Origin of the sequence: Gemella massiliensis, from assembly GCF_900120125.1 — a bacterium.
GTDB lineage: Bacteria > Bacillota > Bacilli > Staphylococcales > Gemellaceae > Gemella > Gemella massiliensis.
This window is the reverse complement of the sequence record NZ_LT635546.1, coordinates 98,065-124,086: the sequence shown is the minus strand read 5'-3', so window position 1 is coordinate 124,086 and position 26,022 is coordinate 98,065. Positions and strand designations below refer to the sequence as shown.

General features: G+C 32.0%; 23 protein-coding genes and 1 other annotated feature (1 of these 24 only partly in view). Of the genes, 8 read left to right on the top strand and 15 right to left on the bottom strand.

The genetic code is table 11. The features are described 5' to 3' along the window. Window positions 1-30, bottom strand: a sequence feature (ribosomal protein L21 leader region) (it extends 42 nt beyond the left edge of the window). Between the two features lie 180 nt (window positions 31-210). Next, on the top strand, window positions 211-1,194 hold the full coding sequence (locus BQ7358_RS05515; RefSeq protein ID WP_072520185.1) for a DDE-type integrase/transposase/recombinase: 984 nt from the start codon (window positions 211-213) through the stop codon (window positions 1,192-1,194). 431 nt (window positions 1,195-1,625) lie between these two features. Here the strand turns inward: BQ7358_RS05515 and yidC are convergent, their stop codons facing one another. Then, the gene (gene yidC / locus BQ7358_RS05510) at window positions 1,626-2,513 is read right to left on the bottom strand and encodes a membrane protein insertase YidC (protein WP_021752407.1); all 888 of its coding nucleotides are present in this window, start codon (window positions 2,511-2,513) and stop codon (window positions 1,626-1,628) included. A gap of 312 nt (window positions 2,514-2,825) precedes the next feature. Here yidC and BQ7358_RS05505 point away from each other — a divergent pair, with 312 nt between their 5' ends. From BQ7358_RS05505 to BQ7358_RS05500, 3 genes are all read left to right on the top strand, one after another. Then, a complete protein-coding gene (locus tag BQ7358_RS05505) occupies window positions 2,826-3,215 on the top strand; it encodes an ArsR/SmtB family transcription factor (protein ID WP_234971568.1) in 390 nt (129 codons plus the stop codon). A gap of 25 nt (window positions 3,216-3,240) precedes the next feature. Next, on the top strand, window positions 3,241-3,423 hold the full coding sequence (locus BQ7358_RS09045) for a hypothetical protein (protein WP_021752409.1): 183 nt from the start codon (window positions 3,241-3,243) through the stop codon (window positions 3,421-3,423). Between the two features lie 101 nt (window positions 3,424-3,524). Continuing rightward, window positions 3,525-4,454, top strand: a complete 930-nt coding sequence (locus tag BQ7358_RS05500; RefSeq protein WP_231723764.1) for an MFS transporter — start codon at window positions 3,525-3,527, stop codon at window positions 4,452-4,454. A 216-nt stretch (window positions 4,455-4,670) separates the two neighbouring features. On the opposite strand, the gene BQ7358_RS05495 is transcribed toward BQ7358_RS05500, so the two are convergent. Next, window positions 4,671-5,951, bottom strand: a complete 1,281-nt coding sequence (locus tag BQ7358_RS05495) for a solute carrier family 23 protein (RefSeq protein WP_062174034.1) — start codon at window positions 5,949-5,951, stop codon at window positions 4,671-4,673. A 401-nt stretch (window positions 5,952-6,352) separates the two neighbouring features. Between BQ7358_RS05495 and BQ7358_RS05490 the strand changes: the two genes are divergently transcribed. Beyond that, complete coding sequence (locus BQ7358_RS05490; protein WP_062174035.1) at window positions 6,353-6,691, top strand: hypothetical protein; 339 nt, start codon at window positions 6,353-6,355, stop codon at window positions 6,689-6,691. A 190-nt stretch (window positions 6,692-6,881) separates the two neighbouring features. Here the strand turns inward: BQ7358_RS05490 and tnpA are convergent, their stop codons facing one another. The 13 genes from tnpA to BQ7358_RS05425 form a co-directional block, all read right to left on the bottom strand. Beyond that, a complete protein-coding gene (gene tnpA / locus BQ7358_RS05485) occupies window positions 6,882-7,337 on the bottom strand; it encodes an IS200/IS605 family transposase (RefSeq protein ID WP_072520315.1) in 456 nt (151 codons plus the stop codon). Window positions 7,338-7,368: 31 nt separating this feature from the next. Further along, window positions 7,369-8,460, bottom strand: a complete 1,092-nt coding sequence (locus tag BQ7358_RS05480) for an ORF6N domain-containing protein (RefSeq protein ID WP_061115189.1) — start codon at window positions 8,458-8,460, stop codon at window positions 7,369-7,371. Then, on the bottom strand, window positions 8,399-9,943 hold the full coding sequence (locus BQ7358_RS05475) for a recombinase family protein (protein ID WP_072520314.1): 1,545 nt from the start codon (window positions 9,941-9,943) through the stop codon (window positions 8,399-8,401). The genes BQ7358_RS05480 and BQ7358_RS05475 overlap by 62 nt, the downstream gene beginning before the upstream one ends. Window position 9,944: 1 nt before the next feature. After that, window positions 9,945-10,865 carry a recombinase family protein gene (locus tag BQ7358_RS05470; RefSeq protein WP_234971567.1) on the bottom strand — a complete coding sequence of 307 codons (921 nt, stop codon included), beginning with the start codon at window positions 10,863-10,865 and terminating at the stop codon, window positions 9,945-9,947. Then, window positions 10,825-11,619, bottom strand: a complete 795-nt coding sequence (locus BQ7358_RS05465; RefSeq protein ID WP_456071315.1) for an ORF6N domain-containing protein — start codon at window positions 11,617-11,619, stop codon at window positions 10,825-10,827. The genes BQ7358_RS05470 and BQ7358_RS05465 overlap by 41 nt, the downstream gene beginning before the upstream one ends. 13 nt (window positions 11,620-11,632) lie before the next feature. Next, the gene (locus BQ7358_RS05460) at window positions 11,633-13,177 is read right to left on the bottom strand and encodes a recombinase family protein (RefSeq protein ID WP_072520314.1); all 1,545 of its coding nucleotides are present in this window, start codon (window positions 13,175-13,177) and stop codon (window positions 11,633-11,635) included. Window position 13,178: 1 nt separating this feature from the next. Then, on the bottom strand, window positions 13,179-14,861 hold the full coding sequence (locus tag BQ7358_RS05455) for a recombinase family protein (RefSeq protein WP_072520313.1): 1,683 nt from the start codon (window positions 14,859-14,861) through the stop codon (window positions 13,179-13,181). After that, the gene (locus tag BQ7358_RS05450) at window positions 14,862-16,532 is read right to left on the bottom strand and encodes a recombinase family protein (protein WP_072520312.1); all 1,671 of its coding nucleotides are present in this window, start codon (window positions 16,530-16,532) and stop codon (window positions 14,862-14,864) included. A gap of 141 nt (window positions 16,533-16,673) precedes the next feature. Next, window positions 16,674-16,976 (bottom strand): DUF6870 family protein, encoded by a 303-nt coding sequence (locus tag BQ7358_RS05445; protein WP_004633820.1) that lies wholly within the window; start codon window positions 16,974-16,976, stop codon window positions 16,674-16,676. Window positions 16,977-17,368: 392 nt separating this feature from the next. After that, window positions 17,369-17,779: a sigma-70 RNA polymerase sigma factor region 4 domain-containing protein gene (locus BQ7358_RS05440; RefSeq protein ID WP_072520311.1), complete on the bottom strand. Its 411-nt coding sequence runs from the start codon at window positions 17,777-17,779 to the stop codon at window positions 17,369-17,371. Window positions 17,780-18,018: 239 nt separating this feature from the next. After that, window positions 18,019-19,368: an MATE family efflux transporter gene (locus BQ7358_RS05435; protein WP_072520310.1), complete on the bottom strand. Its 1,350-nt coding sequence runs from the start codon at window positions 19,366-19,368 to the stop codon at window positions 18,019-18,021. Between the two features lie 16 nt (window positions 19,369-19,384). Beyond that, window positions 19,385-21,103 carry an ABC transporter ATP-binding protein gene (locus BQ7358_RS05430; RefSeq protein ID WP_072520309.1) on the bottom strand — a complete coding sequence of 573 codons (1,719 nt, stop codon included), beginning with the start codon at window positions 21,101-21,103 and terminating at the stop codon, window positions 19,385-19,387. 9 nt (window positions 21,104-21,112) lie between these two features. Continuing rightward, the gene (locus BQ7358_RS05425; protein WP_021676597.1) at window positions 21,113-22,846 is read right to left on the bottom strand and encodes an ABC transporter ATP-binding protein; all 1,734 of its coding nucleotides are present in this window, start codon (window positions 22,844-22,846) and stop codon (window positions 21,113-21,115) included. 235 nt (window positions 22,847-23,081) lie between these two features. On the opposite strand from BQ7358_RS05425, the gene BQ7358_RS05420 reads away from it, so the two are divergent. The 3 genes from BQ7358_RS05420 (at window position 23,082) to BQ7358_RS05410 (ending at window position 26,021) form a co-directional block, all read left to right on the top strand. Continuing rightward, window positions 23,082-24,056 carry a helix-turn-helix transcriptional regulator gene (locus BQ7358_RS05420; protein ID WP_021676598.1) on the top strand — a complete coding sequence of 325 codons (975 nt, stop codon included), beginning with the start codon at window positions 23,082-23,084 and terminating at the stop codon, window positions 24,054-24,056. Between the two features lie 224 nt (window positions 24,057-24,280). Next, complete coding sequence (locus BQ7358_RS05415; protein ID WP_021676599.1) at window positions 24,281-25,210, top strand: ABC transporter permease; 930 nt, start codon at window positions 24,281-24,283, stop codon at window positions 25,208-25,210. After that, on the top strand, window positions 25,203-26,021 hold the full coding sequence (locus BQ7358_RS05410) for an ABC transporter permease (protein WP_072520308.1): 819 nt from the start codon (window positions 25,203-25,205) through the stop codon (window positions 26,019-26,021). Before BQ7358_RS05415 ends, BQ7358_RS05410 begins: the two co-directional genes overlap by 8 nt. Window position 26,022: the final 1 nt, after the last annotated feature.

Here is a 26,022-nt window from a genome sequence, read left to right as displayed (position 1 = left end):
ATTACCTTACACGTGCGGTTGTAGTAGCTATTTAGGAGCTACTCAACATTAACAATTCTACCACAGATATACCTGCTAGTCAATAAAAAATATAAAATGATAATGCAAAACTTGTAGTGTTACAATAGATGTGAGACATATAATAAAAAAAAGAAGAGTAAATCCTGTATAATGAAGTTACCTACAAATCAAAAAAAGGAATTTACTCTTATGAAAACTATTATAACAGAAAATATAGAAAAAACACAACGATATATACCTCATACTTTACAAACAAGAATAGCTGCAGTTAAAACTTATAGAAACGGTAACTCTATTCGTTTTGTTTGTAGGCGCTATAAAATATCAAAAGCCTCTCTTTTGCGTTGGAATAAAAAATATGACGGTACTAAAGAGTCTCTTATAGATAAGTCTCATAGACCTCATTCCATTCACCCTAACGCCCATACAGTTGAAGAATTGTCTTGGATTAAAAATCTTATTAAACGTAATCCTAATATTTCTATGATTGAATTATATGCTAAACTTAAATTCAACAAAGGTTATAAAAGACATCCTTGTTCTTTATTTAGAGTGCTTAGAAAATTAGGCTTTTATAAAGATACTAAGAAAAAAGTAATTCCTTATAAACCTAAACCCTATAATACACCTACTGAAATTGGTAAAAAATGGCAACTTGATGTGAAATATGTTCCTAAACGTTGTTATGTAGGAGAAATTCCTGATAAATTTTATCAATATACTATCATTGATGAAGCTACTAGGGAAAGATTTATTTTCCCTTTTAAAGAACAATCATCATACTCTACTGTTCAATTTGTTAAAATGGCTATTGATTATTTTGGGTATAAACCCAAGATAATTCAAACTGATAATGGTTTTGAATTTACACATTTTAAAGATACTAAACGAATACACCCTTTTGATGTATTGTGTAATAATCTTGGCATTAAACATCAACTTATTAGACCTAGAACTCCTAGACATAACGGTAAGGTTGAACGTAGTCATAGAAATGATAATGAACGTTTTTACAGGCGTTTATCTTTCTTTTCGTATGATGATCTTATATCTCAGATGAAAAAGTATCTATATCGCTCTAACCGTCTTCCTATGCAGACTTTAAATTGGCTTTCTCCTGTTGAAAAAAGAAAAGAGTTACGGAAAGAGTCTATAAAAATATGCCGGCTTTAATTCCTTGTTAGATAATAGATTTCACAACTTATTTGTCAAGGACAAGGGCTACGCCTTTTTCAAATCCTTGACAAATAAGTTTTAGAAATCTGAAATGTTCTCTAAGGAATTAAAGCTGGCAAATCTAATCAAATAATGTAATTTACGTCGGGGGCTTCATACGGTTTACATAGAAGCTAGCTTCTATGTAATTCTATTATATCCGGTATTTATTTTTTACTTTTTTTGTCTCACATCATTTACAAATGTACAAAATATAAAATGATAATGCAAAACTTTATTAAAGTCCTAAATTGTAAAGTTAAAAATTCATAAAGCAAAATTTTACTACATTCTTTATTATTTTATCTCTATAATTTTTACAATTTAGAATTAATATCAAGATTTAAAAAAGGTTCAGCAGCATTACTACTAAACCTTTCTATTCTATTTTATTTACGTTTTTTCTTATTAGAAACTAAAGTCACCTTATTAGGATCAAAAGTTTGTTTCTTTTGTTTTTCCGGAACATATGGTGGATATAGTGCATGTCCTACATAAGTTTGGAATATTAAAAATAGTCCCCCCACAATATAGTACACCGCAACCGCTCCGGCTACCCAGAATGAGAATATTGTAATCATTACCGGGCTTAACCATTGCATAAGTTTCATCTGTTGTTGCATTTGTTCTTGACCGGGTTGAGTAACCTGTGGCATCATCTTCATTGATAAGCGTGTTTGAATAGCGTAAACAATAAACGCAATTACAGGTAATGTGTATGAACGTGTCCCAAGATTGAAAATACCCAAAAATGTTGAATCAATAATTCCTGCTGAATACAACGGATTAGATAATGTATAAAACAACGCCGTTAAGAATGGAAGAGGAATGAATAATGGTAAACATCCACCTAAACTCATTGGATTTGCTCCATATTTTTTCATAATGGCAAACTGTTCTTTTTGAATTTCCATCAATTCGCTGCGAGCTTGCATTTTTTCTTCATTAGAAATTGCACGAGCTTCTTTTTCACGTGCAGCTTTTTGTTTTGCTTGAATAACTTCTAATTCAGGGCGTGCCAACTCTTGCCCTTTACGTGCTTTATTTTGTATTTTGTAATTATTTAACATAAATGGTAATACTAATAATCTTATAATAAGAGTAATAATTACGATTGACCAGCCCCAACTTCCGGTATATTCATGAATTTTGCTTAAGGCTATGTCCATAGGTTTGACAAATGTATCATAAAACGTACCACTTCTATCTTGTGGAGAACACCCTGACAATACGAATACACCTGCAAAACCTAATAAAAGTGCAAATAATTTTTTCAATTTTAATCTCCTTAATTTTAATTTTTCTATAACTAATTTTCTAATTCTTACACTGTAAAACTAATTACAGATCATTTTCACCTAGTAAATTATAACAGATATAAAAGAGGTAGTCAAACCTTTTATTTATTACTCAATTGCCGCAACAAAAAAATGTTTTAAAAAAAAAAAAATATTAACAATATAAGGAGAGTATATTACAATTAAAATTAAAGAAAGGGGTGATTATTATTAAAGACATACATTACATAACAGATATCGAAAAATTAAAGGTAATTTCTGATCCATTGAGAATAAATATTCTTACCGCTCTTGGTACAGAAAAAAAATTCTCAACAACTTGCTAAACTATTAAAAATAAATAGAACTAGAATTCATTATCACCTTAATATATTAGAAGAATTTAATTTTATCGAAGTTGTTGATACCGATTCTATCAACGGAATAATTCAAAAATACTATTTACCAACTACTCATACATTTATTCCAGCACCAAATATTTTTAATGATTTCTTTAACAATATCTCATTGAACTTTAATATTGATAAAGAAAACGAAGAAAAATTTTGGTATGAATTAAAGCAGCTCGAAAATAAATTTTTCTCTAAGAAAGATACTGATATAATAAATAAACCGTCAAAAAAAAAAATAATCGTTAGATTATATTTTGATGTTAAATTGAATTTTATCGTTAAATTATAATTTATTACAGAAAGGAGTTTATATTATGTTTAAAAATAAAGATTTTTCTCTTTTACTTTTAGGAAGATTTATCACAAACTTTGGTGATAGCATTTATTCAATAGCAACCTTAACTTTAGTGTATACAATGACTAATTCTACTTTTTATACCGGAGTAACATTATTTTACTGCAATATTACAAATATTTATATCACCTATAATAAGTAAAATTAATATAAAATTATTTTTGATATGTTCGCAGCTTTCTCAATCTATTATATTGCTGCTTATACCTTATTTAATGTTTATAAACAAATTACATATATACTTTGATATCTATAATAGCATTTATTAGCCTTGCTAATCAGATTGTATATCCTATCCAGCTTTCGCTTCTTCCCAAAATTGTTAAACAAAAAGATCTAATAAAGGCAAACTCTCTATTTTCTATTGCTTATCAAGGTAGTGATGCATTGTTTAATTCAATAGGAGGCTTTATTATTACAGTCTTAGGAACCATATCTTCATTCTTTATAAATAGTTTTACGTTCATTATAAATGCTATATTGTTCATGTTTTTATCAAACAAAATTTCTAAAAAAACTACACTTATTAAGGAGAATGAAAACTATTTTTCTAAACTATATTCTGGAATAAAGATTTGGAACACTCCGATATTAAAACCTCTGCTTATAGGTATTATAATTATAAATTTCTCTACGAGTTCTTTGTTAACTTTACTTCCGGAGTTTTCTGAAAGCAGTATATTCTATGGAATTTTACTTAGTGCTTCTGGATTAGGAACATTGATAGGTGCATTACTTTCCAACTTAGAAAAATTAAAACATCAAAAACTAGGTTCACTATATATTTTCTTTACATTAGGACTTTCTCTTTCTTGGGGAATTTTAAGCATAATTAAAAATAATTCTATTAAAAATATGATACTCATTTTTTTACTTTTTTTAATTGGGTGGATATTAATCGATATATTAAATACATACTCCCAAACTATGATTCAAAGTATTGTAAAAAAAGATAAATTAGATATTGCTATGTCTTCTATGATTGGATTATCTATAACATTCACTCCTCTTGGTGCAATTTTTTCCGGAATTTTAAGCACCCAATATAGTAAAAATATAATTATTATAATTATTGCCAGTTTAATTTTAGGTGTTACTCTATTTTGGGTTTTCAATAAAAATATACGAAAATTAACCAATTTTAAAAATTTAATAGGAGAATTTTATGTATAACATCATTATTAAATAGAAAATAGCTGACGACTTATTCTATGATAAGTTGCCAGCTATCCTTTTTAAAAATTACAGCAAAATACAATTTATTTATTTTCAGATAATTATTCTCTATATTTAAGCATAACTACTTTAACTATTACAATTTTTTTCAGTACTTTTTAAACTTCTTTACCGAAAATTTTTTGAACATGATTTACCTATATATTTTTTCACTTACTCTTTATCTTTTTTTGGTAAACACGCATTAAGAAGTACACCTGTAATCGCCGCTAATACCATAGACGGTAATTCGAAATTAATACTTTCAAATTTCAACATTGCACCACCAACACCCAGTACAATAATTACTGATGAAATTACTAAGTTTCTGTTAATACTTAAATCTACTTTTTCATCAACCAACATTCTTAACCCACTTGAAGCGATAATACCAAACAATAGTATCGATACACCACCCATTACCGGTGATGGAATAGTAGAAATCAAAGCAGAAAACTTCCCAATAAAGCTTAAAATCAAAGCAAATATCGCAGCTCCACCTAAAACAAATACTGAAAATATTCTTGTAATAGCCAATACTCCAATATTTTCTCCATATGTCGTACTTGGCGGACCACCTAGTAACGAAGCAAACATCATAGCCGTTCCATCAGCTAAAATTGAACGGTGTAACCCCGGATCTTCTAAAAAGTTTTTACCAACTACTTCTGATAATACCATTTGATGTCCTATATGTTCATTAATTGTTACTATTGCTATTGGAACCATTGCAAGTTCCGCAACATTCCACTCCGGTGTATAAGTAATAAAGGGTACCGTAAATTTTGGTAAACTAAACCACGGTGCATCTATTACCGGCTGAAAATCTACCAATCCAGCAAATACCGCCACAATATATCCAAAAACGATACCTAATAATACCGGTATCTGTTTAGCAAAACCTTTTAATGCTACTGCACAAATAATTGTAATTATTAATGTAGCGAGTGCTACTAAAAAGTATTTTAAATCATATACTTTAGCACCATTCACTGTTTTATACATTGCCATATTAACCGCCGTAGGTGATATTCCTAAACCGATAACAATAATAATAGGTCCTACTACTACCGGTGGCAACAATTTCAACAACCACCCTACTCCAAATTTATAGATAAACAATGCTACAACTCCGTAAACTAAACTGGCTAAAAATGCACCCAACATTGCTGTTTCAATATTATGCGTCGTTGATAACGCTATAATAGGATTAATAAAAGCAAATGATGAACCTAAATATGCCGGAATTTTTCCACGTGTAATGAATAAATACGTTAATGTACCAATACCTGATGTTGTAAGTGCCGTACTGGCAGGTAATCCCGTTAAGATAGGTACTAAAACCGTTGCTCCAAACATTGCAAACAAATGTTGTAAACTGAGCGTTATCCACAAGGCTAATTTGGGTTTCTCATGAACATCTAAGATTGGTCTTACTCTTGATTGCTGTGTCATCTTTCTTCTCCTTATATAAGAATATATATTTATACTCAAACTTTCATAATTATACCACATGTGTAAATATATTAAAAGAGTTTTTTTAAATTTTTTCTTCTATTAATGTTCACGGAATTTACTTTGGGAATTTACTTATTAATGTTCACTATACTTTCTTTGCAATTATAATTTAAGTTCATTATATCAATTTAATATTATAAATACTATAAAGTACTTACGCTTAAGTGTTGACAACGTTTACAAAAAAGTATACAATATATTTAGATAGAGCTGGGATCATAGGTGATAATTATGAGTAATTTTTCTACTTTTGAAATTATAGGTATAATATTATCTCCATGTTTAGGAATCTACTTTTTAATAAAAGGATTAACTAATAACGAAAAGGAGAAATAGCAATGAATAAATTTATCAAAATATTAAGTATTACAAGTTTACTATTTATTTCAATAACACCAGCTACATTTGCAAAAGATAATAATAATGATAATAATATATCATTTCGTTCTTCTATGAACTGGGACTATGGTGGTGGCGGATATTCTATGTACAGAAGCAAACAGGTTGTAATGGCACCGTGGTCACTACCTAATTATTACTATCATCAAGAGTGGATTGGTGGTAAATTATATAAAGGATATTTACAATATTCAGGCTCTATACCATTTGGAAATGTACTAGGATTTCTTTCACACTTGGTATCAGCTACATATACTGGCTATATCTATGCATGTTAAAAGAAATATATTATTCTGGCTCTAATATTATAAAAATAACAATTTTATAAATAATGACCACCCCTGAAAAGGGGTGGTTTTCTCTTCGGGTATAACCCTTTGTTACTAACACGCACCTCAAGGCGCTGGCTTTCACATTCGTTCAAGCCCTATTGTATTTTTACGCCCACTACCCGTCAAACGGGTTTATCTATTTTTTCTTATTTCCAAATGGATTTGTATATTCTTTTGTTGTCAGTTTATCTATTGCAATATCATGCGCTTCTTGATCTTTGATGTATTTTCTTATTGTACCTTCATTCAAACCTACAGTACTTACATAGTATCCTTCTGCCCAAAACTTTCTATTCCCATACTTATACTTCAGGTTTGCATGCATATCAAATATCATCAGTGAACTTTTTCCTTTCAAATATCCCATAAAACTTGATACACTATATTTTGGTGGTATTGATAACAGCAAATGTATATGATCTGGCATTATATGTCCTTCTATTATTTCCACTCCTTTATACTTACATAACCTTTTTATTATATCTACTATATCTCGTTTGTATTGATTAAATTCTATTTTTCGTCTATACTTAGGGGTAAATACAATATGGTATTTACATATCCACCCTTGTGTCAAGCATTGGATACATATTTTTTCAAATTTCCAATCAACTTTTTTTACTCTATTTTAACTTTAAAATTGGATTTTTCAAGAGCTTGTTTATCAGGTCTGCATATACTACTTGGTCAACTACTTCCGAAATCGTTGTAATTCTTTGCCCTGCGTCTTTGGAAGATGCTCCACAGTGGTATATCCTTTGCTTATCCGTATTCCAATCTATGATAATATACCTGTCATGGAACTCTCCACCGGATTTTTGAAACTTTATCTTTCTAAACGGATATTCTTTGCAAAAATCTTGGTATTCAAGGGTATGAAGTCCTTTACCAACATTGTCGCTAAATATAGTGATTTCTACCGATGAGGGTATATCTTTCAGCAGTACCAGTGTCTTAACTCCGATATAGTTATCTACAATATAAATGCTCTTTTTTGCTATGCTGTAAATGTCCTTATAAGCAAGGTTCGCTTCAATCGGCTCTCCATTTAAAAGCAAAAATCCATATTTTAGCTGAGGATTGCTAAGGTCAAGAATTAACTCTGACAGTTCGGATTTATGCACAACACTACCTAAATTGTCCACCAATCCTGCCACCTTATCTTCCACATTCATTAAATCCCGTCTTAAATCCTGCATTTCTACGACATTACTTGTTATCTGCATGGAAAGCTGTAAAAATTCTCTTTGTCCAATCAAGCCTTGGTTTTCCACAATATAGTCTTTCATCTGCTTAAAAGTACGTATTAAGGCTTTACTCTGCTTGACAGCAAGCTCTCCTTTAAGAACCGTCATCAGCATGTAGATTCCGGCTTCACTAAAAACATAAGGTAAGTATCTTCTTCCTCCTGAACCTGTTTCCGATTTTGAGGTCGAAATTTTCGACCTCAAATTTTCCCATTCCTCTTTTGTAAGTTGAAACCTGAAATCATCGTCAAATTTCTCAATGTTATTTTTGACCTGCTCATTAAATCTTTTTGTTTCATACCCATAAATCTCTGCCAGTTCAAAGTCAAGCATTACTTTCTGTCCCCTTATGATATAAATTTTTTCTGCAAGGGATTCCTGATTTACAAGCATAATTTCGTCTTTTTTATCCATCTTTTCCATTCCCTTTCTCAAATTTCCAAATAATCTCCACCTTGTCTTTATCATAAACATAAATCCTGTCTATGACTTCGTTGATCCAGTCTAAAACAAGCTCTCCTTTTGCAACCGCTTCTCTTAGCTTATCAACATTAAGGTTATGTCCTGAAGATGTATTTTCTTTTATCTTGTCCGTAATGATGGTTATTTCCTGTTCTGTATTTTTAAGTTTTCTGCTTAAATCTTCTTTCTTTGATAAATATGCTTCCTTATCTATTTCGTCCTGTTTATGCTTTTCATAAAGCTGCATTTTGGAAACCTGAATCTTTTGCTTTTCCGCTTCCAGTCTTTTCTTCCTGTCAAGCAGGCTTTCACAAATGCTTTCCATAACTTTATGCTCAATCTTTCTTGTCTGTTCTTTTTCAAGAAAACTCTCTGTATAAAGTTTAATCTCTTCTGAAACAATATCTTCCAGTGTTTCTGCTTTTATCTTCCCTTTCATGCAGCCACAGTCTTTTGCTTTGTACCGATAGAGACAGCAATATCCATCTGTTTTTCCATAATTAACCGTATAGGTCATTTTATGATAGCACTTACCACAATAGACTTTGTCTTGAAGAATATGAAAATGCTTCCGCTCCCTGCTGATATGTTTTGTATTGCTGTTTAGCATATCCTGCACTTTGTCAAAATCCTCTTTGGATATAATAGCTTCGTGCATATCTTCTCTAATTATCCAGTCTTTGCTATCAACCCATTTTCTATTATCAGAACCAACTTCCTGTACCCTTGTCTTTCCACCAACAACAGCTCCTGTATAAACTCTTTGTGTTAAAACATATCTAATAATCTGTCCTGTCCATACTCCACTTCCTCTTTTAAGCCCTATATGTTTTGCCGGCGTCAGAACACCTCTATGATTAAAATCTTTAGAAATGGAAAGCATACTTTCACCACTAAGGTATCTTTCAAAGACTTCTTCAATGATGTTTCTCACTCTATCATCGACAAGTAGCTGATGATGGTCTTTTTCATCTTTTACATATCCATACGGTGCTTTTGAACCGAAATAATACCCTCTATCCTGTCTTACTCTTACTGATGAACTGATTTTTTGTGAAATGTCCTTGGAATAGTAGTCATAGACAAGATTCTTAAAAGGAATTTCTAAACTGCTGATTCCATTCTCATTGTTATTACTGTCATAATTGTCATTCACAGAGATGAAACGAACCTGCATAAAAGGGAATATCTGCTCAATATATGCTCCGGATTCAATATAATCTCTTGCAAATCGTGATAAATCCTTTACAAGAATAGTTCTTATCTCATTTTTCTTCACAAGACCTATCATCTTTTGAAATGCAGGACGATTAAAATTTGTTCCGGTATAGCCATCATCAATATGTTCTCTTATCTTCACTCCAGTAAATTCTTCTCTTGAACTGATATAGTCTTTTAAGATTTCTCTTTGGGAAGTAATGCTGTTACTTTCGTCTTTTAAGTCGTCATCTTCTAAGGAAAGTCTTAAATAAAAATCTACTGTATTCATATCAGCTCCTCCTTGTCTTTCTACCGAGTTTTTCAGTAATCACAGGAGTTTCTTCAAAATTAAATTTGATTTCTATTGTGTTATCTTTCCCTATAAAGATCTTATCAATGATGCTATCTACAAAGTCTTTATCCCATTTCTTTGTTTTACCTTTAAAAAGTGCTGTAAGGTACTTATGCCTTTCTTCAAGTTCAAATACTTCTTTTTCAAAGATAGCAACTTGTCTTTCTTTTAGGCTTTCGAGTTCTGCTTTCTTTTTACTCAGAAGTCCTTTTTCCCTTTCAAAATCTTCTTTACTCCACTTGCCCAAAACATATTTTTCATAATACTCACTTTGAAGTCTGCTAAAGCCTAAAATTTTTCTTTCAATTTCAGTTATTTCTTTTTCCTTTTTCTTATCCATCTCTATTTTAAGATTGTCATAAGCATTCAGATAAGCCTTATAACTTTTACTGTTATTAAAAAGAATAGCATCAAAGGCTGCTTTAACAGTTTTTTCAAGAGTAGCCTCTGTAATAGATGTTCCGCATTTTTCTGTTGTAAATTCTCTGAACCGATTACAGCTAAAATAAAATACAGTTTTATTACCGCTTTTTTGCCTGTGTACGCTCATTTTTCTCTTACAAATCCCACAATAGAGTTTTCCTCTAAATACTGTATCATCCTTAGCATTCTTATTTTCTTTTCTGCTATTTTTAATGGAATTAGATTTTGAGGAAATTTTCTCCTGTACCTTTTCAAATGTATCAAGCGAGATAATTGCTTCATGGGCATCTTCTGTTATTGTCCAATGTTCTTCGTCAAGCCTTTCTCTCTTTTTGCCTTCAAATAAATGCTTTTGATTTCTGCCTTGAATGAGTGTTCCTGTATATACACGATTTTTAAGTACTTGTAATATTGTTGTTGGAATCCAAGTNAACATTGTCGCTAAATATAGTGATTTCTACCGATGAGGGTATATCTTTCAGCAGTACCAGTGTCTTAACTCCGATATAGTTATCTACAATATAAATGCTCTTTTTTGCTATGCTGTAAATGTCCTTATAAGCAAGGTTCGCTTCAATCGGCTCTCCATTTAAAAGCAAAAATCCATATTTTAGCTGAGGATTGCTAAGGTCAAGAATTAACTCTGAAAGTTCGGATTTATGCACAACACTACCTAAATTGTCCACCAATCCTGCCACCTTATCTTCCACATTCATTAAATCCCGTCTTAAATCCTGCATTTCTACGACATTACTTGTTATCTGCATGGAAAGCTGTAAAAATTCTCTTTGTCCAATCAAGCCTTGGTTTTCTACGATATAGTCTTTCATCTGCTTGAAAGTGCGTATTAAGGCTCTACTTTGTCTTACTGCAAGATCGCCTTTAAGAACTGTCATCAGCATATAGATTCCCTGCTCTGTAAAGACATAAGGATTGTACTTAATATTACTACCTCGTCCTGTGCCTCTGTTCAAGGTGAAATTTTTGCACCTTGAAAGTTCTTCAACTTCTTGAGTTGTCAGCCTAAACATAAAATCTTCGCCTTCAAACTTCTCGATATTGTTCTTGACTTGCCTGTTGAAATTTTTAGTTTCATACCCATAAATCTCTGCCAGTTCAAAGTCAAGCATGACTTTCTGCCCCCTGATAATATAAATTTTTTCTGCAAGGGATTCATGATTTACAAGCATAATTTCGTCTTTTTTATCCATCTTTTCCATTCCCTTTCTCAAATTTCCAAATAATCTCCACCTTGTCTTTATCATAAACATAAATCCTGTCTATGACTTCGTTGATCCAGTCTAAAACAAGCTCTCCTTTCGCAACCGCTTCTCTTAGCTTATCAACATTAAGGTTATGTCCTGAAGATGTATTTTCTTTTATCTTGTCCGTAATGATGGTTATTTCCTGTTCTGTATTTTTAAGTTTTCTGCTTAAATCTTCTTTCTTTGATAAATATGCTTCCTTATCTATTTCGTCCTGTTTATGCTTTTCATAAAGCTGCATTTTGGAAACCTGAATCTTTTGCTTTTCCGCTTCCAGTCTTTTCTTCCTGTCAAGCAGGCTTTCACAAATGCTTTCCATAACTTTATGCTCAATCTTTCTTGTCTGTTCTTTTTCAAGAAAACTCTCTGTATAAAGTTTAATCTCTTCTGAAACAATATCTTCCAGTGTTTCTGCTTTTATCTTCCCTTTCATGCAGCCACAGTCTTTTGCTTTGTACCGATAGAGACAGCAATATCCATCTGTTTTTCCATAATTAACCGTATAGGTCATTTTATGATAGCACTTACCACAATAGACTTTGTCTTGAAGAATATGAAAATGCTTCCGCTCCCTGCTGATATGTTTTGTATTGCTGTTTAGCATATCCTGCACTTTGTCAAAATCCTCTTTGGATATAATAGCTTCGTGCATATCTTCTCTAATTATCCAGTCTTTGCTATCAACCCATTTCCTATTATCAGAACCAACTTCCTGCACTCTTGTCTTTCCACCAACAACAGCTCCTGTATAAACTCTTTGTGTTAAAACATATCTAATAATCTGTCCTGTCCATACTCCACTTCCTCTTTTAAGCCCTATATGTTTTGCCGGCGTCAGAACACCTCTATGATTAAAATCTTTAGAAATGGAAAGCATACTTTCACCACTAAGGTATCTTTCAAAGACTTCTTCAATGATGTTTCTCACTCTATCATCGACAAGTAGCTGATGATGGTCTTTTTCATCTTTTACATATCCATACGGTGCTTTTGAACCGAAATAATACCCTCTATCCTGTCTTACTCTTACTGATGAACTGATTTTTTGTGAAATGTCCTTGGAATAGTAGTCATAGACAAGATTCTTAAAAGGAATTTCTAAACTGCTGATTCCATTCTCATTGTTATTACTGTCATAATTGTCATTCACAGAGATGAAACGAACCTGCATAAAAGGGAATATCTGCTCAATATATGCTCCGGATTCAATATAATCTCTTGCAAATCGTGATAAATCCTTTACAAGAATAGTTCTTATCTCATTTTTCTTCACAAGACCTATCATCTTTTGAAATGCAGGACGATTAAAATTTGTTCCGGTATAGCCATCATCAATATGTTCTCTTATCTTCACTCCAGTAAATTCTTCTCTTGAACTGATATAGTCTTTTAAGATTTCTCTTTGGGAAGTAATGCTGTTACTTTCGTCTTTTAAGTCGTCATCTTCTAAGGAAAGTCTTAAATAAAAATCTACTGTATTCATATCAGCTCCTCCTTGTCTTTCTACCGAGTTTTTCAGTAATCACAGGAGTTTCTTCAAAATTAAATTTGATTTCTATTGTGTTATCTTTCCCTATAAAGATCTTATCAATGATGCTATCTACAAAGTCTTTATCCCATTTCTTTGTTTTACCTTTAAAAAGTGCTGTAAGGTACTTATGCCTTTCTTCAAGTTCAAATACTTCTTTTTCAAAGATAGCAACTTGTCTTTCTTTTAGGCTTTCGAGTTCTGCTTTCTTTTTACTCAGAAGTCCTTTTTCCCTTTCAAAATCTTCTTTACTCCACTTGCCCAAAACATATTTTTCATAATACTCACTTTGAAGTCTGCTAAAGCCTAAAATTTTTCTTTCAATTTCAGTTATTTCTTTTTCCTTTTTCTTATCCATCTCTATTTTAAGATTGTCATAAGCATTCAGATAAGCCTTATAACTTTTACTGTTATTAAAAAGAATAGCATCAAAGGCTGCTTTAACAGTTTTTTCAAGAGTAGCCTCTGTAATAGATGTTCCGCATTTTTCTGTTGTAAATTCTCTGAACCGATTACAGCTAAAATAAAATACAGTTTTATTACCGCTTTTTTGCCTGTGTACGCTCATTTTTCTCTTACAAATCCCACAATAGAGTTTTCCTCTAAATACTGTATCATCCTTAGCATTCTTATTTTCTTTTCTGCTATTTTTAATGGAATTAGATTTTGAGGAAATTTTCTCCTGTACCTTTTCAAATGTATCAAGCGAGATAATTGCTTCATGGGCATCTTCTGTTATTGTCCAATGTTCTTCGTCAAGCCTTTCTCTCTTTTTGCCTTCAAATAAATGCTTTTGATTTCTGCCTTGAATGAGTGTTCCTGTATATACACGATTTTTAAGTACTTGTAATATTGTTGTTGGAATCCAAGCTCTTATAAGTTCATTTTCATCAGCTTTAGCTTTTCCAAACTTCCTATAATCAGTTGCTATATATACTTTCTTTTCAAGCAGTAACTTTGAAATATCAAGTGTACTAAATCCCTTCAAATACGCATCAAAGATTTCTTTTACGATGGAAGCTGTATTTTCATCAATATATAACCGTCTTACTCCATCTTCATCTTTTCTTGCTGTATAGCCATAAGGAGCTGCACCACAAATAAATCCACCTTGCTTAATTCTAATCTGATGGGAAGTTGATATTTTCTTTGAAATGTCTTTTGCATAAGTTTCATTTACAATATTCTTCAAGATTACCTCAAGAGATTTATTGGGATCTTCCATGTGAAAGGTATCCAAATTGTCATTAACCGCAATAAATCTTACTCCAAGAAACGGAAATATCTTTTCAATGAAGTTTCCAAGCTCCGTATAATTTCTTCCGAAGCGGGATAGGTCTTTTACAATAATGCAGTTGACTTTTCCCGTCCTTACTTCTCCCATAAGTTTTTCAAAGTCAGGTCTTTCAAATTCTGTCCCTGTCTTTGCGATGTCTTTATATATTCCAACCAAATTATGCCCATCATTTTTCTTTATATAACTTTCACAAAGAGCAATTTGATTTTCAATGGAATCACTCGGCTTTTCTTTTTTATCTCTTGATATTCTTGTGTAAATCGCTGTTTGAAAACTGTTTCCGCTTTCTTTGCTTAATGAAGCTTCTTCTGCCCTTTCCCGTCTGTTCGCTGTCCTTGCCATCTACACCACCTCCTTCATCAGCTCGGAGGATTGCTTTGTGTAGTCGCTTAACTTATCCAGTATGTCTGTGGTTTCATCATAGTTAAAATGGATTTCTACCCTTTTTTCTTCCAAAACATAGATTTTATCTACAAGTCTTACAAGAAGTCCTCGTTCTAAGGTGCTTATATTCCTGTACTTTTTAATATCTGACAGGAAGTTTTTGTTTCCCAAACTCTTTTGATAGAGTCTTGAGATTTCTTTATTCTGCTTTTCTAAAATCAGTTCGCTTTCTACGATACGGTTTGTATAAAACTCTCTCATATCGTAAAATTCTTCTTCAGAAATGATTCCTTCTTTTAAGTCCTGATACAGAGCCGATTTTAAAAGTTCAAACTTTGCCTTGCTTTTCTTGGTATATTCCTGTCTTTTATCTATTTTCTGAAAAAGCTCATAAGATACTTCCATTTCTCTTATCTCTTCTGAAATGCTTTCATACTTCCCAAGAGAGTTGATATAATGGCGAATCATCTCAAGTACGCTTAGCTTTAATTCTTCCTGTTTGATTGAATGCCTGCTACACTCTTTTCCTTTGTTGTACTGGGAGCAGATATAGTAAATAGTGGGAGTTTTCCCTCTCTTATCGACTTTCTTTGTCATCTGAGCATTACAGTCCTTGCAAAATAAAAGCCCTGAAAACAAATCCGCTTTCTCTCCGACATTTTTTGCCTTTATATCACATTTCAAAAGCTTTTGGACAATTTCAAAGTCATAAATATCAATAATAGCTTCATGATTGTCCTCGATTTCAATCCAATCGCTTCTATCCTTGGAAACTACCTTATCCAGCTTATAGTTTATCTTTTCCCGCTTTCCCTGTTGCAGTGTTCCGATATAGACCTCGTTGGTTAAAATACGATTAACTGCCGGCGTATCCCATTTGGTAACAGCCTTTGTGCTAAAGCCTGTCTTATATCGGATACCCTTTGCTTTTTTATGCTCCATCGGGGATAATATTCCGTTATCATTTAAATGTTTGGCAATAGAGTAGGAGCTGTACCCCTCAAGCTTCATTGAGAAGATTTCCCGCACCACATATTCTGCTTCTTTATCAATTACTATTTTGTGCTTATCTTCCTTATCTTTTTCATAGCCGTAAGGAGCATAGTTTGATATAAACTGTCCCTGTTTTCTCTTTACCTTGCAGACACTTCTGACCTTTGCGGAAGTATCCCTACAATAATTGTCATTGATGAAGCTTTTAAACGGAATGACCAAGTTCTTTTCCGTTTCACTGGCTGTATAGCTGTCATAATTATCATTTAGGGCAATAAATCTTATATCAAGAGAGGGAAACACTCTTTGCAGGTATCTTCCGCTATCAATATAATCTCTGCCAAATCTGGATAAGTCTTTTACAACAATGCAGTTAATTCTCCCTGTGATGACATCTTCCATCATTTTCTTAAATGCCGGTCTTTCAAAGTTTATCCCTGAATATCCGTCATCGACATATTCTTCTATCAGCTCCATATCCTCATTTTTATCAATGAAGTCATTAATCTGAAGTCTTTGGTTGGAAATGCTGTTGCTTTCCACCTTAAAGCCTTTATCATATTTTTCATCATCTTGTGATAATCTGAGATACATGGCAACTTTGAGAACATCTGTATCTAAATTGTTTTTAGACATAACAAAACCTCCAAACTTTCATATTCTTTTTTAAGGAGAAATATGATAACTTGGAGTCTTTCAGCTCTTATGAAGTTGTATCCCTATTTGATTCGTATTATACCATAGATTTGTAAAAAAGTCTGCCCCTTTTATCATATTTTAATCAAGAAGCATTGCTTTCTTTTTTAGGTAAGACAAAAAGCAATCCTCCAAACTTCTTCCATTCTCTGCATAGCTACATTTAACAATGACATTTCCGACTTTCATAAAGTACATGGAAAGCGGCTCTGCATTTTTCTTATCTTTTATATCTTCAATATCAGGGACAATTTTCCTGTCTATCTCTTCCGCTGACATGTTTTTATATATTGCTAATTCTTCTGCATTCATTAGAAAACTCCTTTCCCTGTTGTTTTCTTTTTTAAGTTTTTTGACATTGGTAGGTGTCTTGGCTGACAACATAGGAATCTCACCTCCGCCCCTTATTCAAGACGAGCCGGCATAAACTGTTGAAGTATCATTATCACTGCCTGTATCAACGAACAGACTGCCACATCTGTTTTTTATGTAATCTTATTTGTCGCTCGCTTCCTTGTTTCCTTGATTTTCTCAGTATTCATTGAACCAAAATATTTTTTAGCAGAAAGGTCTTGGCGTAAGTCATAATTCTCCACAAGCAGATAAAGTCCTACCTTGGTCTATTCAGTTGTCAAAGAACAAAATATTTGAAAGGGATTTTTCTTTCTATTTTCCAATTTGCCATAGCAACCTATCTCTTATAAAAGAAAGTAAAAGAGGTCAAACTCCCCTTCACTTTATATAAGGAAAATTTGACCCCTTTGGTTACCGAATTTCTAAATTTCTTCGATAAATTTTTTCAGCTTCTCTAAGATTTTGTTTCTTTTCTTAATCAAAGCCGGGTGTGTGATACTCTTTAACTTTGCTACCAAACGGACTGGTTCATCATGAAAATACAAACGCTCTATGATGTCCTTTTCTTCTGCGTTAAGCCTTGATATAGCGTTTCTGACTGCTTCAATCATCATCTGTGTTTCCACAATCTTTTCTACATCAACGCCTTCATCAACAATGTTTTCATAGAAATGTCCATCATGGTCTAATGATGAAAAAAAGAGCAAGTGGTTTTTCCTGTCCACCTGCTCCAAATATTTTTCATGCTCTTTCTCACGCCAGTAGACCTTATATATCTCCTCACTGACTTTCACCTTTTGCCCATTGACATAAAGGTAATATTCTTTTTTCATTTCAAGTCCTCCATTCTTTTTCTGTCTGCTTGTTTTCAGGCAAAAAAAGGAGGACTCCTGCACTTAAGCATAAGAAGTCCTCTAAAATGGGTAAGTATTGCCGAATTATTTAAATAAATTCTTAGACAATACGAAAAAAGGTGATTCCATCATTAAAGCTCTCATTATTATTTCATTGAACATTATTATCCTCCTGATACATTTACTTTTCTCATTTCATCTGCTCTTTCCCTCAATTTTTATATTTCATTTGAATTTAATCTTAATTTTTTTCTTACATCTATTGCAAAAGGTATTGTTATAATTGTGGTTATTAAATCAGCGACAGCTTGAGAATATATCACACCATTTAATCCAAAAATTTTAGGCAAAAGCAGAATGATCGGTAAAAATATAATTCCTTGTCTGCAAATGCTTAAAAATCCTCCAGCTAAGGCTTTTCCCATTGATAAATATAATGTGGAATATGTGAATTGAAATCCAAATGTAATAAACATAATGACTCCTGCTCTTAAAGCAGGAACTGCTATTTTCAAAACACTTTCACCAGTTCCAAAGATAGATAATATATTTGGTGCAAATATATAAAGTAAAATTGTCCATACTAAACAAAATAGATTTATATATTTTATACAGCACCTTATTGCTTCATTTAATCTTTTGTAGTTCTTCGCACCGTAATTAAAGCCGGCTAATGGCTGTAATCCTTTCATATATCCAAAAACAACATTCGTTCCCAAAGTTACAATTCTAAGTACGATCCCCATTGCAGCAATCGCATCTTCCCCATATAAAGATGCCGAAGATGATATTTTACTCATAGATATACTTGAAAAAATCTGGAGCAAAAACATTGAAATACCAACTTTCAATATTTCTTTATAAGCATTAATGGTTGGCTTAAAATTAGAAATTTTAAGTTTTATATAACTTTTCTCGCTTTTAAAATAAATGATATAAATAAACAGGGTTACGACTTGAGATATAAGAGTTGCAATGGCTGCTCCATTTACTCCCAAATTTAATCCATATATAAATATAGGATCTAAAACCATATTCAAAGCCGAACCAATAATCATTGCTTTTAAAGAAACTTTAGCTGCCCCTTGTGCTACCGCCAGATTGCCTGCCGTTACATTAGCAGTGCTGACCATTGTACTTATAATGAATATGATGGCATATTTTTTAGCAATTTCTATTATAGAAGGGATTGCTCCCATAAATTTCAAAACATCAGTCAGCAGAAACAGCAGTGTCATGCCGGTAATCGCTCCGATGATAACACTTGTAAACATTGCTACAGTAGCAACTATATCTGCTTCCTTCTTCTTTTCTCCACCTAATAATCGTGATATATAAGAACCTGCCCCTGCACCAAAAGTTAATCCAATCCCTGAAAAAATAAGAGAAATCGGAAAAGCTACCGATACGGCTGCTACTGAATGTTTCCCCAGTCCTGATACAAAGTAAGTATCCACAACATTATATAATGCCATTATCAGCATACTTACAACCATTGGCATTCCAAGTTTAAACAAAGCTTTCGCAACATTTTCCTCACTCATAATCTTTATTTTGCTGCTATTCATTTTCCTGCTCCTTACATTATTTGTTTTTTGCCTGTTCTTGCTCTTTAATCATTTGGTAATAATGACCTTTTTTCTTTATCAATTCATCATGTTTTCCTATTTCTTCTATTTTTCCGTTATTCATTAAAATAATCTGGTCTGCATTTTTTATTGTATGAAGCCTGTGAGCAATAGTGAAAACCGTCTTTCCTTTTATCAAATGGTCAAATGCTTTATTAATCTTAATTTCATTATCTGCATCTAAAGATGCTGTAAATTCATCCAATAACAATATTGGAGCATTTTTTAAAATTGCTCTGGCAATACAAATTCTCTGCTTTTCTCCACCTGAAAGTGATGTGCCACCTTCTGAAACTTTTGTATTATATCCATCAGGTAAAGAAATAATGAACTCATGGCAACAGGCAATTTTTGAAGCTTCAACAACTTCCTCAAAAGTTGCATTTGGATTGCCTATGGAGATATTATTTAAAATAGTATCTGATAACAAAATATTATCCTGAAATACTACGCTTACCGAATTTAATAAAAAATCCGGATTTAAATTTTTAATATTTTCTCCTCCAATGGTAATTTCCCCATCTGTTATATCCCAAAACCTTGTGATTAAATTCATTATGGTACTTTTCCCGGAACCAGATTCTCCTATCAGTGCGTTTATACTTCTTTCTTCTGCTACAAAACTAATGTCGTGCAGAACTTCTTTATTCTTTTCATAGGAAAATGAAACATTCTCAAATCTGACTGTATAGTTTTTTAAAGCATTTTTCTTATTGTCAAAATCATATTCTTCGCAGTCCATAGCTCTATTTAAATTGTCAGAAGCTATTTTTAAGTTTTTAAGCATGATATAATATCTCTCAAATGAAATTAAAATTCCGGAAACGGCAATTCCCATAATAAAAAACGCAATCAAAGACTCAGCTTTTAAATCTCCACCCATGAGCAAATAGCTTCCGCTTAATAGTGATATTGGCACAATAAAATTTATCAAACTTCCATATAATGCCGTTGGAATAGCCATTTTCACTTCTGTTTGAATACCATTTTTTCTGACTGCTTCCATATTGCTTTTTAATCTGGTAAAATTTGATACCTGCATACCATAGGCTCTAAAAACCTTTATGCCATTTATATATTCCAAAACATTAGAAACCATAGTTTCATTTAGTTTTCGTTTCTGATTTTCAAGTTTTTTAGATAATCTCTCACCCCAATGCAATATCGGTATTGATATGATGATTACTATGCACTCAGCGAAAGCAAGTCTAAAGTCAATAAAAAAGGTTCCGACTATAAGCATCAAACAGGTAGTTATTGTTTTTATAAAAAATGGCAATGCGTGTGAAAGTAATCCTTCAAAACTACTTAAATCATTTGTTAATGTGTTTATTAAATATCCTTTACTGTTTTTGCTAAAATGACCTAAACTTAATTTTCTAAAATGATTTGCTAAGTCAGTACGTAAAACCCCGGTTGTTAAAAAAGATTGCTCAAAAGACAAAAGATAGCTTTTCCTATATATTAAAATCCTTAACATAACGCCTATAAAGCATATCAATGTGTACTTGGAAATATAAGTGATATCTAATGTTCCATGAAAAATATCTATTATGGTCAGGTATAAAACGAAATATGTAACCATACTCCCTAATGAATCCAAGCACATAAGGAAAATAGGATAATACAGTCTATTTTTATTCTTACCTATCAGGTTATTTATGCCCTTTAACATTTTTCCCTCCTACTCCACATAATTTTTCATATAACTTGCCCACATTTTAGAATAGTATCCATTTATTTCTAAAAGTCTTTTATGTGTACCTTGTTCAACTATTTCCCCTTTTTCAAACACTATGATTTTATTGGCATCACATATTGTATGAAGCCTGTGAGCAATCATAATTACTGTTTTATCTTTTAATAAATTTTTCAATGCCGTCTGAATCTTGTGTTCATTTTCAATATCCGAATATGATGTCGCTTCATCAAAAATAACAATCGGAGCGTTTTTCAGAATTGCTCTCGCTATACTGAGTCTTTGTTTTTGTCCACCTGAAAGTTTAAATCCTTCCTCTCCGATTTTGGTATCATATCCTTTGGGAAGTGTAGTAATAAAATCATGAATTTGTGCATATTTTGCTGCTTCTTTTACACTTTCTTCATCCGCCTCACTGCCCATTCTAATATTTTCAAACAAGGTATCTTCCATTAAAAATGTGTCCTGAAATACAAACGAAACCGCAGAAGTAAGAGTTTCCTCACTTAGTTTGTTTATAGGAATTCCTCCGATACAAATTTCACCTTTATCAACATTCCAATATCTCCCTATTAAGGACGCTGCTGTTGTTTTTCCTGCTCCGGAAGCTCCAACAAATGCAGTAAATGACTTAGGTTCAATCTTCATAGAGATGTTTTTTAACACAACATTCTCATCATCATATCCGAAACTGACATCATTAAATTGAATATCCAAATTTTTAGACTTCAGTTGTTCTTTTCCTACCACTTCAACCGGTATTCCAAAAAGTTTTTTTATATTGACCAATCCACTGTTTAACTCAATTCTTCCCATCGCAATATTAAATAGGTTAAAAAATGTCCTGTAAAAACACATCGTTAGTAACATAAATATCAATAAATGTTCTGTAGAAATCAACCCATTTACATACAAAAAACCGCCTATTGGCAATGTGAATAATATGCCTGAATCCAAAATTACTATCGTTATGGCAAGTGGATAACAAGAACACTTTGCCATTTCAACTAAACATTCCGTATAATTTTTTGATGCAGCACTTAACTTTGCAAATTTTTCTACGGTTAATCCAAACATCTTTATAATCGGCATACAGTTAATATACTCATTTATAGAACTTAACAGCTCAGAAAAAGTATCTGTATATTTTTTAGTCAGATTAGGATACTTTTTCATCATCATTGTTGGTAGAAGCACGCCAACAACGACAGGCAGAAGCATTGTTAATGCCATAAATACATTGATATAAAACATTATTAACATTGATATTATAGGGATAACTACTGCCTGCGTAATTTCTATTAAATTGTGTGCTATAAACCCTTCTAATTTTTCAATATCATCAAATAATGCCGCTTTTAATTCTCCGGATGTTTTGTTATTAAAGAATCCCAAACTCACTTTTGATAAATATTCAAGGGCTTCCATCTTCAAACGGTGTATAATATTGTATGCGGCAACATGGGTGAATATCATAGTAATCGACATCAATATATTTTGCAGGATTGTTGAAAATATCATAACTAAAGCCCATGGCAACACAGACTTAAAATCAATTTGGTTGTTGATTAAAGCTGCAATCATTTTATATAAAACAACATACGGCACAAATGATAACAAGCCGCAAATCGAACCTAAAAATATTCCAATCGCTATTTTGAATTTTTCATAGCTAAGCAGCGAAAATACATTCAACTTCTTATTACTAAAATTTTCCATGTAAAATCACCTTCTTTAAATTATATTATTTATTATTTATAGGCTATGTCAAAATAAGAATTAAGTCAATAATTGACTATTTTGGAACATACTAATATAGTTATCCTTAAAATCCTTTTATTTAAGCGGTTATAAGAGATTTTATCAGACAAAAATTAAAATATTGTGATATAAATTTAGTTGATTATGATATAAACTTGTGCTAAAATGATGTTTAATACGAGGAGGTGATACTTTGAACCGTACGGTTATTGAATATTATAAAAATTTACCTGAAAGTTTACATTTCTATAAAATTGAGGAAGAATCTGATTCAGAAAATGATTTTTATCGTATGAGTTCAGAATATGGGAATGGAACTTTGCAGATAATGAATTTTCATGGTCAGTTTTTAATTATAATTGCAAGCTTTATCCCTAAAAGTAATTTTGAAAAAGTGGCTGAAATTAAGGAGGAATATTTTGAGATTAGTCAGTTTGAAACTGATTCAAGTTCATTTAAAGTTGGCGGCAGAAAGGTAAAGCAGGTTGACAAAGGAATCTGCTGTTACGCAAATACCCGAAAAAGTGCTTATGCTTTCTGCGAAGCTAATAAGCCTACCTGTTTCACTAAAGTTATCATAACAAAAAAATATTTCGATTCATTTTTAGAGGGATATTTTGGAAATACTTATGAATCATATAAAAGTGCTTTGGATTTTTTAATTGAAAAGCCTAATTCACCGGAATTAAACTTTGTTTTTCAACAAATCAAAGACTGTCCGGCTATAGGAAATACCAGAAAATTATATATGGAAAGTAAGGTTATCGAAATTTTATCTCTAATAATTAATACTGCCCAAAAAGAAGAAAATCGTCCATATATCTCTGTAAAGTTGGATAGAAAAGATAAGCGTTCTCTAAACAAGGTCATTACATTTATGAAAAACAATTTATCCGCTTATCCTTCCATAAAAGAATTGTCAAAAATGGCAAACATGAGTTGCTCCCGTTTTCAGATGGCATTTCGTCAGGTTTATGGAACAACCGTTTATGAATACTTAAAAGTAATGCGAATGAATTATGCTCTTTTGCTATTGCAAGATACAGACGATAAAATTTATCATATTGCTCTAAAGGTTGGATATAAAAATGCGGGACACTTTGCAAAGATTTTCAAATCAACTTTTAAAATGAGTCCTATGGAATATCGTAATATTCATCATATCTAAAAGTTTTATATCGTAATATTTTTTATATCTATCACGATATTTTAACTTATTTCAAAATAATATTATGCAAAATCTCTATTTCTTGTGATTTAATAAGCGTTTAAGGATGTTTTAAAATTGAAATTTGTAACCTTGTTTATAAACTAAATAATGTGTAAAATGTGAGTTAGTTATATTTGTCTAACTCACATTTTTTGGTTAAGGGAGGTTTTATTTTGAGATTAATGAGTAAATTTTTTAGGTTAATACTTATATTATTCATGATAAGCCTGTTATCCTTTTTCCTTTCAAATATATCTTCCATTGATTCAGCCGAAACTATTGCTCACCATTTATATGGCAACCCAAGTTCGGAACAAATTGAGAAAGTTAGAATCGAAAAAGGCTTGGATAAACCTATATTTGTTCAATATACAAATTGGTTAAAAATGGCTGTAACGGGTAATTTGGGTACTTCGTATCAAACATCTAATCCTGTGGTAACTGACATTAAAGAAAAATTTTGGGCAACCATTACCCTTGTTATTGCTGCACTATTTTTTATTGTGCTTTTCACTATTCCTTTAAGTTTAGTTTCTGCTTATAAAAAAGGGGAATTTGTTGATAAACTTATACAAAATATAACGATTTTAGGTATATCCATCCCTTCTTTTTGGCTTGGTTATCTATTACTTTCATTGTTTGCAATTACTATACCTATTTTTAGAGTAGTAGAGTATGGAAATTTCAGGAGCTTAATATTGCCATCTATAACCCTTGCAATCCCTGTAATTTCATCATCTACCAAACTATTAAGAACTATACTGCTTGAAAACATGGAACAGGAATATGTGATATATGCAAAATCCAGAGGTTTATCTAATAAGAGGATTTTATGTAATCATATCTTAAAAAATTCACTTCCTCCAATGATTACTCTATTCTTCCAAAACATCGGTATGATGATCGCCGGAAGCGTAATTGTTGAAAGTGTTTTTTCATGGCCGGGACTTGGCTCATATTTTATGTCATCAATTATAAATAGAGATACCCCGGCAATTACAGGGTGTATGTTGATGCTTGGAATAATATTTGTCATATCTAATTCTATTGCAGAAAACATAAATCACTTATTGAGTCCCCATATTTTTAAAGGAGAGGAATTCAATGGCTAAGAAAATATTTCATAATAGACAAGCTGTTTTCAGCTTATTATTGGTAATATTGGTTATTACAGTTGCTTTATTCGCACCTTTTATAGCACCTAACAGCCCTTATACTGTCAACATTAGCGAAAAGTTTTTACCTGCTTCGAGTACATATCCTCTTGGAACGGATCAACTGGGGCGTTGTGTATTTTCAAGATTGGTTTATGGTGCAAGATATTCATTAAGCATTGCATTTCCGACTTTACTTATACTTGCTTTTATAAGCACCATTGTAGGAACTGTCAGTGCTTGGTTTGAAGGTGTTTTAGATAAAATAATTTTAATAGTATGTGATATCTTTATGGCATTTCCACCAATGGTTATAGTCCTTGCCCTATTAGGAATAATCGGGCAGGGAGCTGTCAACTTAATAATATCCATCGTATTTTCTATGTGGATTTGGTTTGTGAAAGTAATACGCAGCTATATATTAATAGAAAAGAGAAAAAATTACATAATTGCAGCTACGATTTCAGGCTGCAATTCTTTTGAAATTATATTTAAACATATATTTCCTAATATTGCCCCACTAATCATTGTATATTTCAGCACCGGTATTGCAGCTATTATATTGATGATTTCCGGATACTCTTTTTTGGGTATCGGACTTGCCGATAACACTCCTGAATGGGGTGTAATGCTGTCAAATTCAAAGCAATATTTATATTCTAATCCAATGCTAATCATGTATCCCGGTCTGTGTATTTTGCTTACTTCAGCAGGATTTAATATATTGGGAGAAGCATTAAGGGATGTACTTTCACCAAAGGAGTATTAGG

Coding starts and splice junctions, on each gene's coding strand:
- BQ7358_RS05440 (WP_072520311.1), bottom strand. CDS start 17,779: ATGAAAAAAGAATATTACCTTTATGTCAATGGGCAAAAGGTGAAAGTC.
- BQ7358_RS05430 (WP_072520309.1), bottom strand. CDS start 21,103: ATGTTAAAGGGCATAAATAACCTGATAGGTAAGAATAAAAATAGACTG.
- BQ7358_RS05490 (WP_062174035.1), top strand. CDS start 6,353: ATGAATAAATTTATCAAAATATTAAGTATTACAAGTTTACTATTTATT.
- BQ7358_RS05415 (WP_021676599.1), top strand. CDS start 24,281: ATGAGTAAATTTTTTAGGTTAATACTTATATTATTCATGATAAGCCTG.
- BQ7358_RS05425 (WP_021676597.1), bottom strand. CDS start 22,846: ATGGAAAATTTTAGTAATAAGAAGTTGAATGTATTTTCGCTGCTTAGC.
- BQ7358_RS05495 (WP_062174034.1), bottom strand. CDS start 5,951: ATGACACAGCAATCAAGAGTAAGACCAATCTTAGATGTTCATGAGAAA.
- BQ7358_RS05475 (WP_072520314.1), bottom strand. CDS start 9,943: ATGAATACAGTAGATTTTTATTTAAGACTTTCCTTAGAAGATGACGAC.
- BQ7358_RS05515 (WP_072520185.1), top strand. CDS start 211: ATGAAAACTATTATAACAGAAAATATAGAAAAAACACAACGATATATA.
- BQ7358_RS05480 (WP_061115189.1), bottom strand. CDS start 8,460: ATGATAAAGACAAGGTGGAGATTATTTGGAAATTTGAGAAAGGGAATG.
- BQ7358_RS05435 (WP_072520310.1), bottom strand. CDS start 19,368: ATGAATAGCAGCAAAATAAAGATTATGAGTGAGGAAAATGTTGCGAAA.
- BQ7358_RS05460 (WP_072520314.1), bottom strand. CDS start 13,177: ATGAATACAGTAGATTTTTATTTAAGACTTTCCTTAGAAGATGACGAC.
- BQ7358_RS05410 (WP_072520308.1), top strand. CDS start 25,203: ATGGCTAAGAAAATATTTCATAATAGACAAGCTGTTTTCAGCTTATTA.
- BQ7358_RS05455 (WP_072520313.1), bottom strand. CDS start 14,861: ATGGCAAGGACAGCGAACAGACGGGAAAGGGCAGAAGAAGCTTCATTA.
- BQ7358_RS09045 (WP_021752409.1), top strand. CDS start 3,241: ATGTTTAAAAATAAAGATTTTTCTCTTTTACTTTTAGGAAGATTTATC.
- BQ7358_RS05445 (WP_004633820.1), bottom strand. CDS start 16,976: ATGTTGTCAGCCAAGACACCTACCAATGTCAAAAAACTTAAAAAAGAA.
- BQ7358_RS05450 (WP_072520312.1), bottom strand. CDS start 16,532: ATGTCTAAAAACAATTTAGATACAGATGTTCTCAAAGTTGCCATGTAT.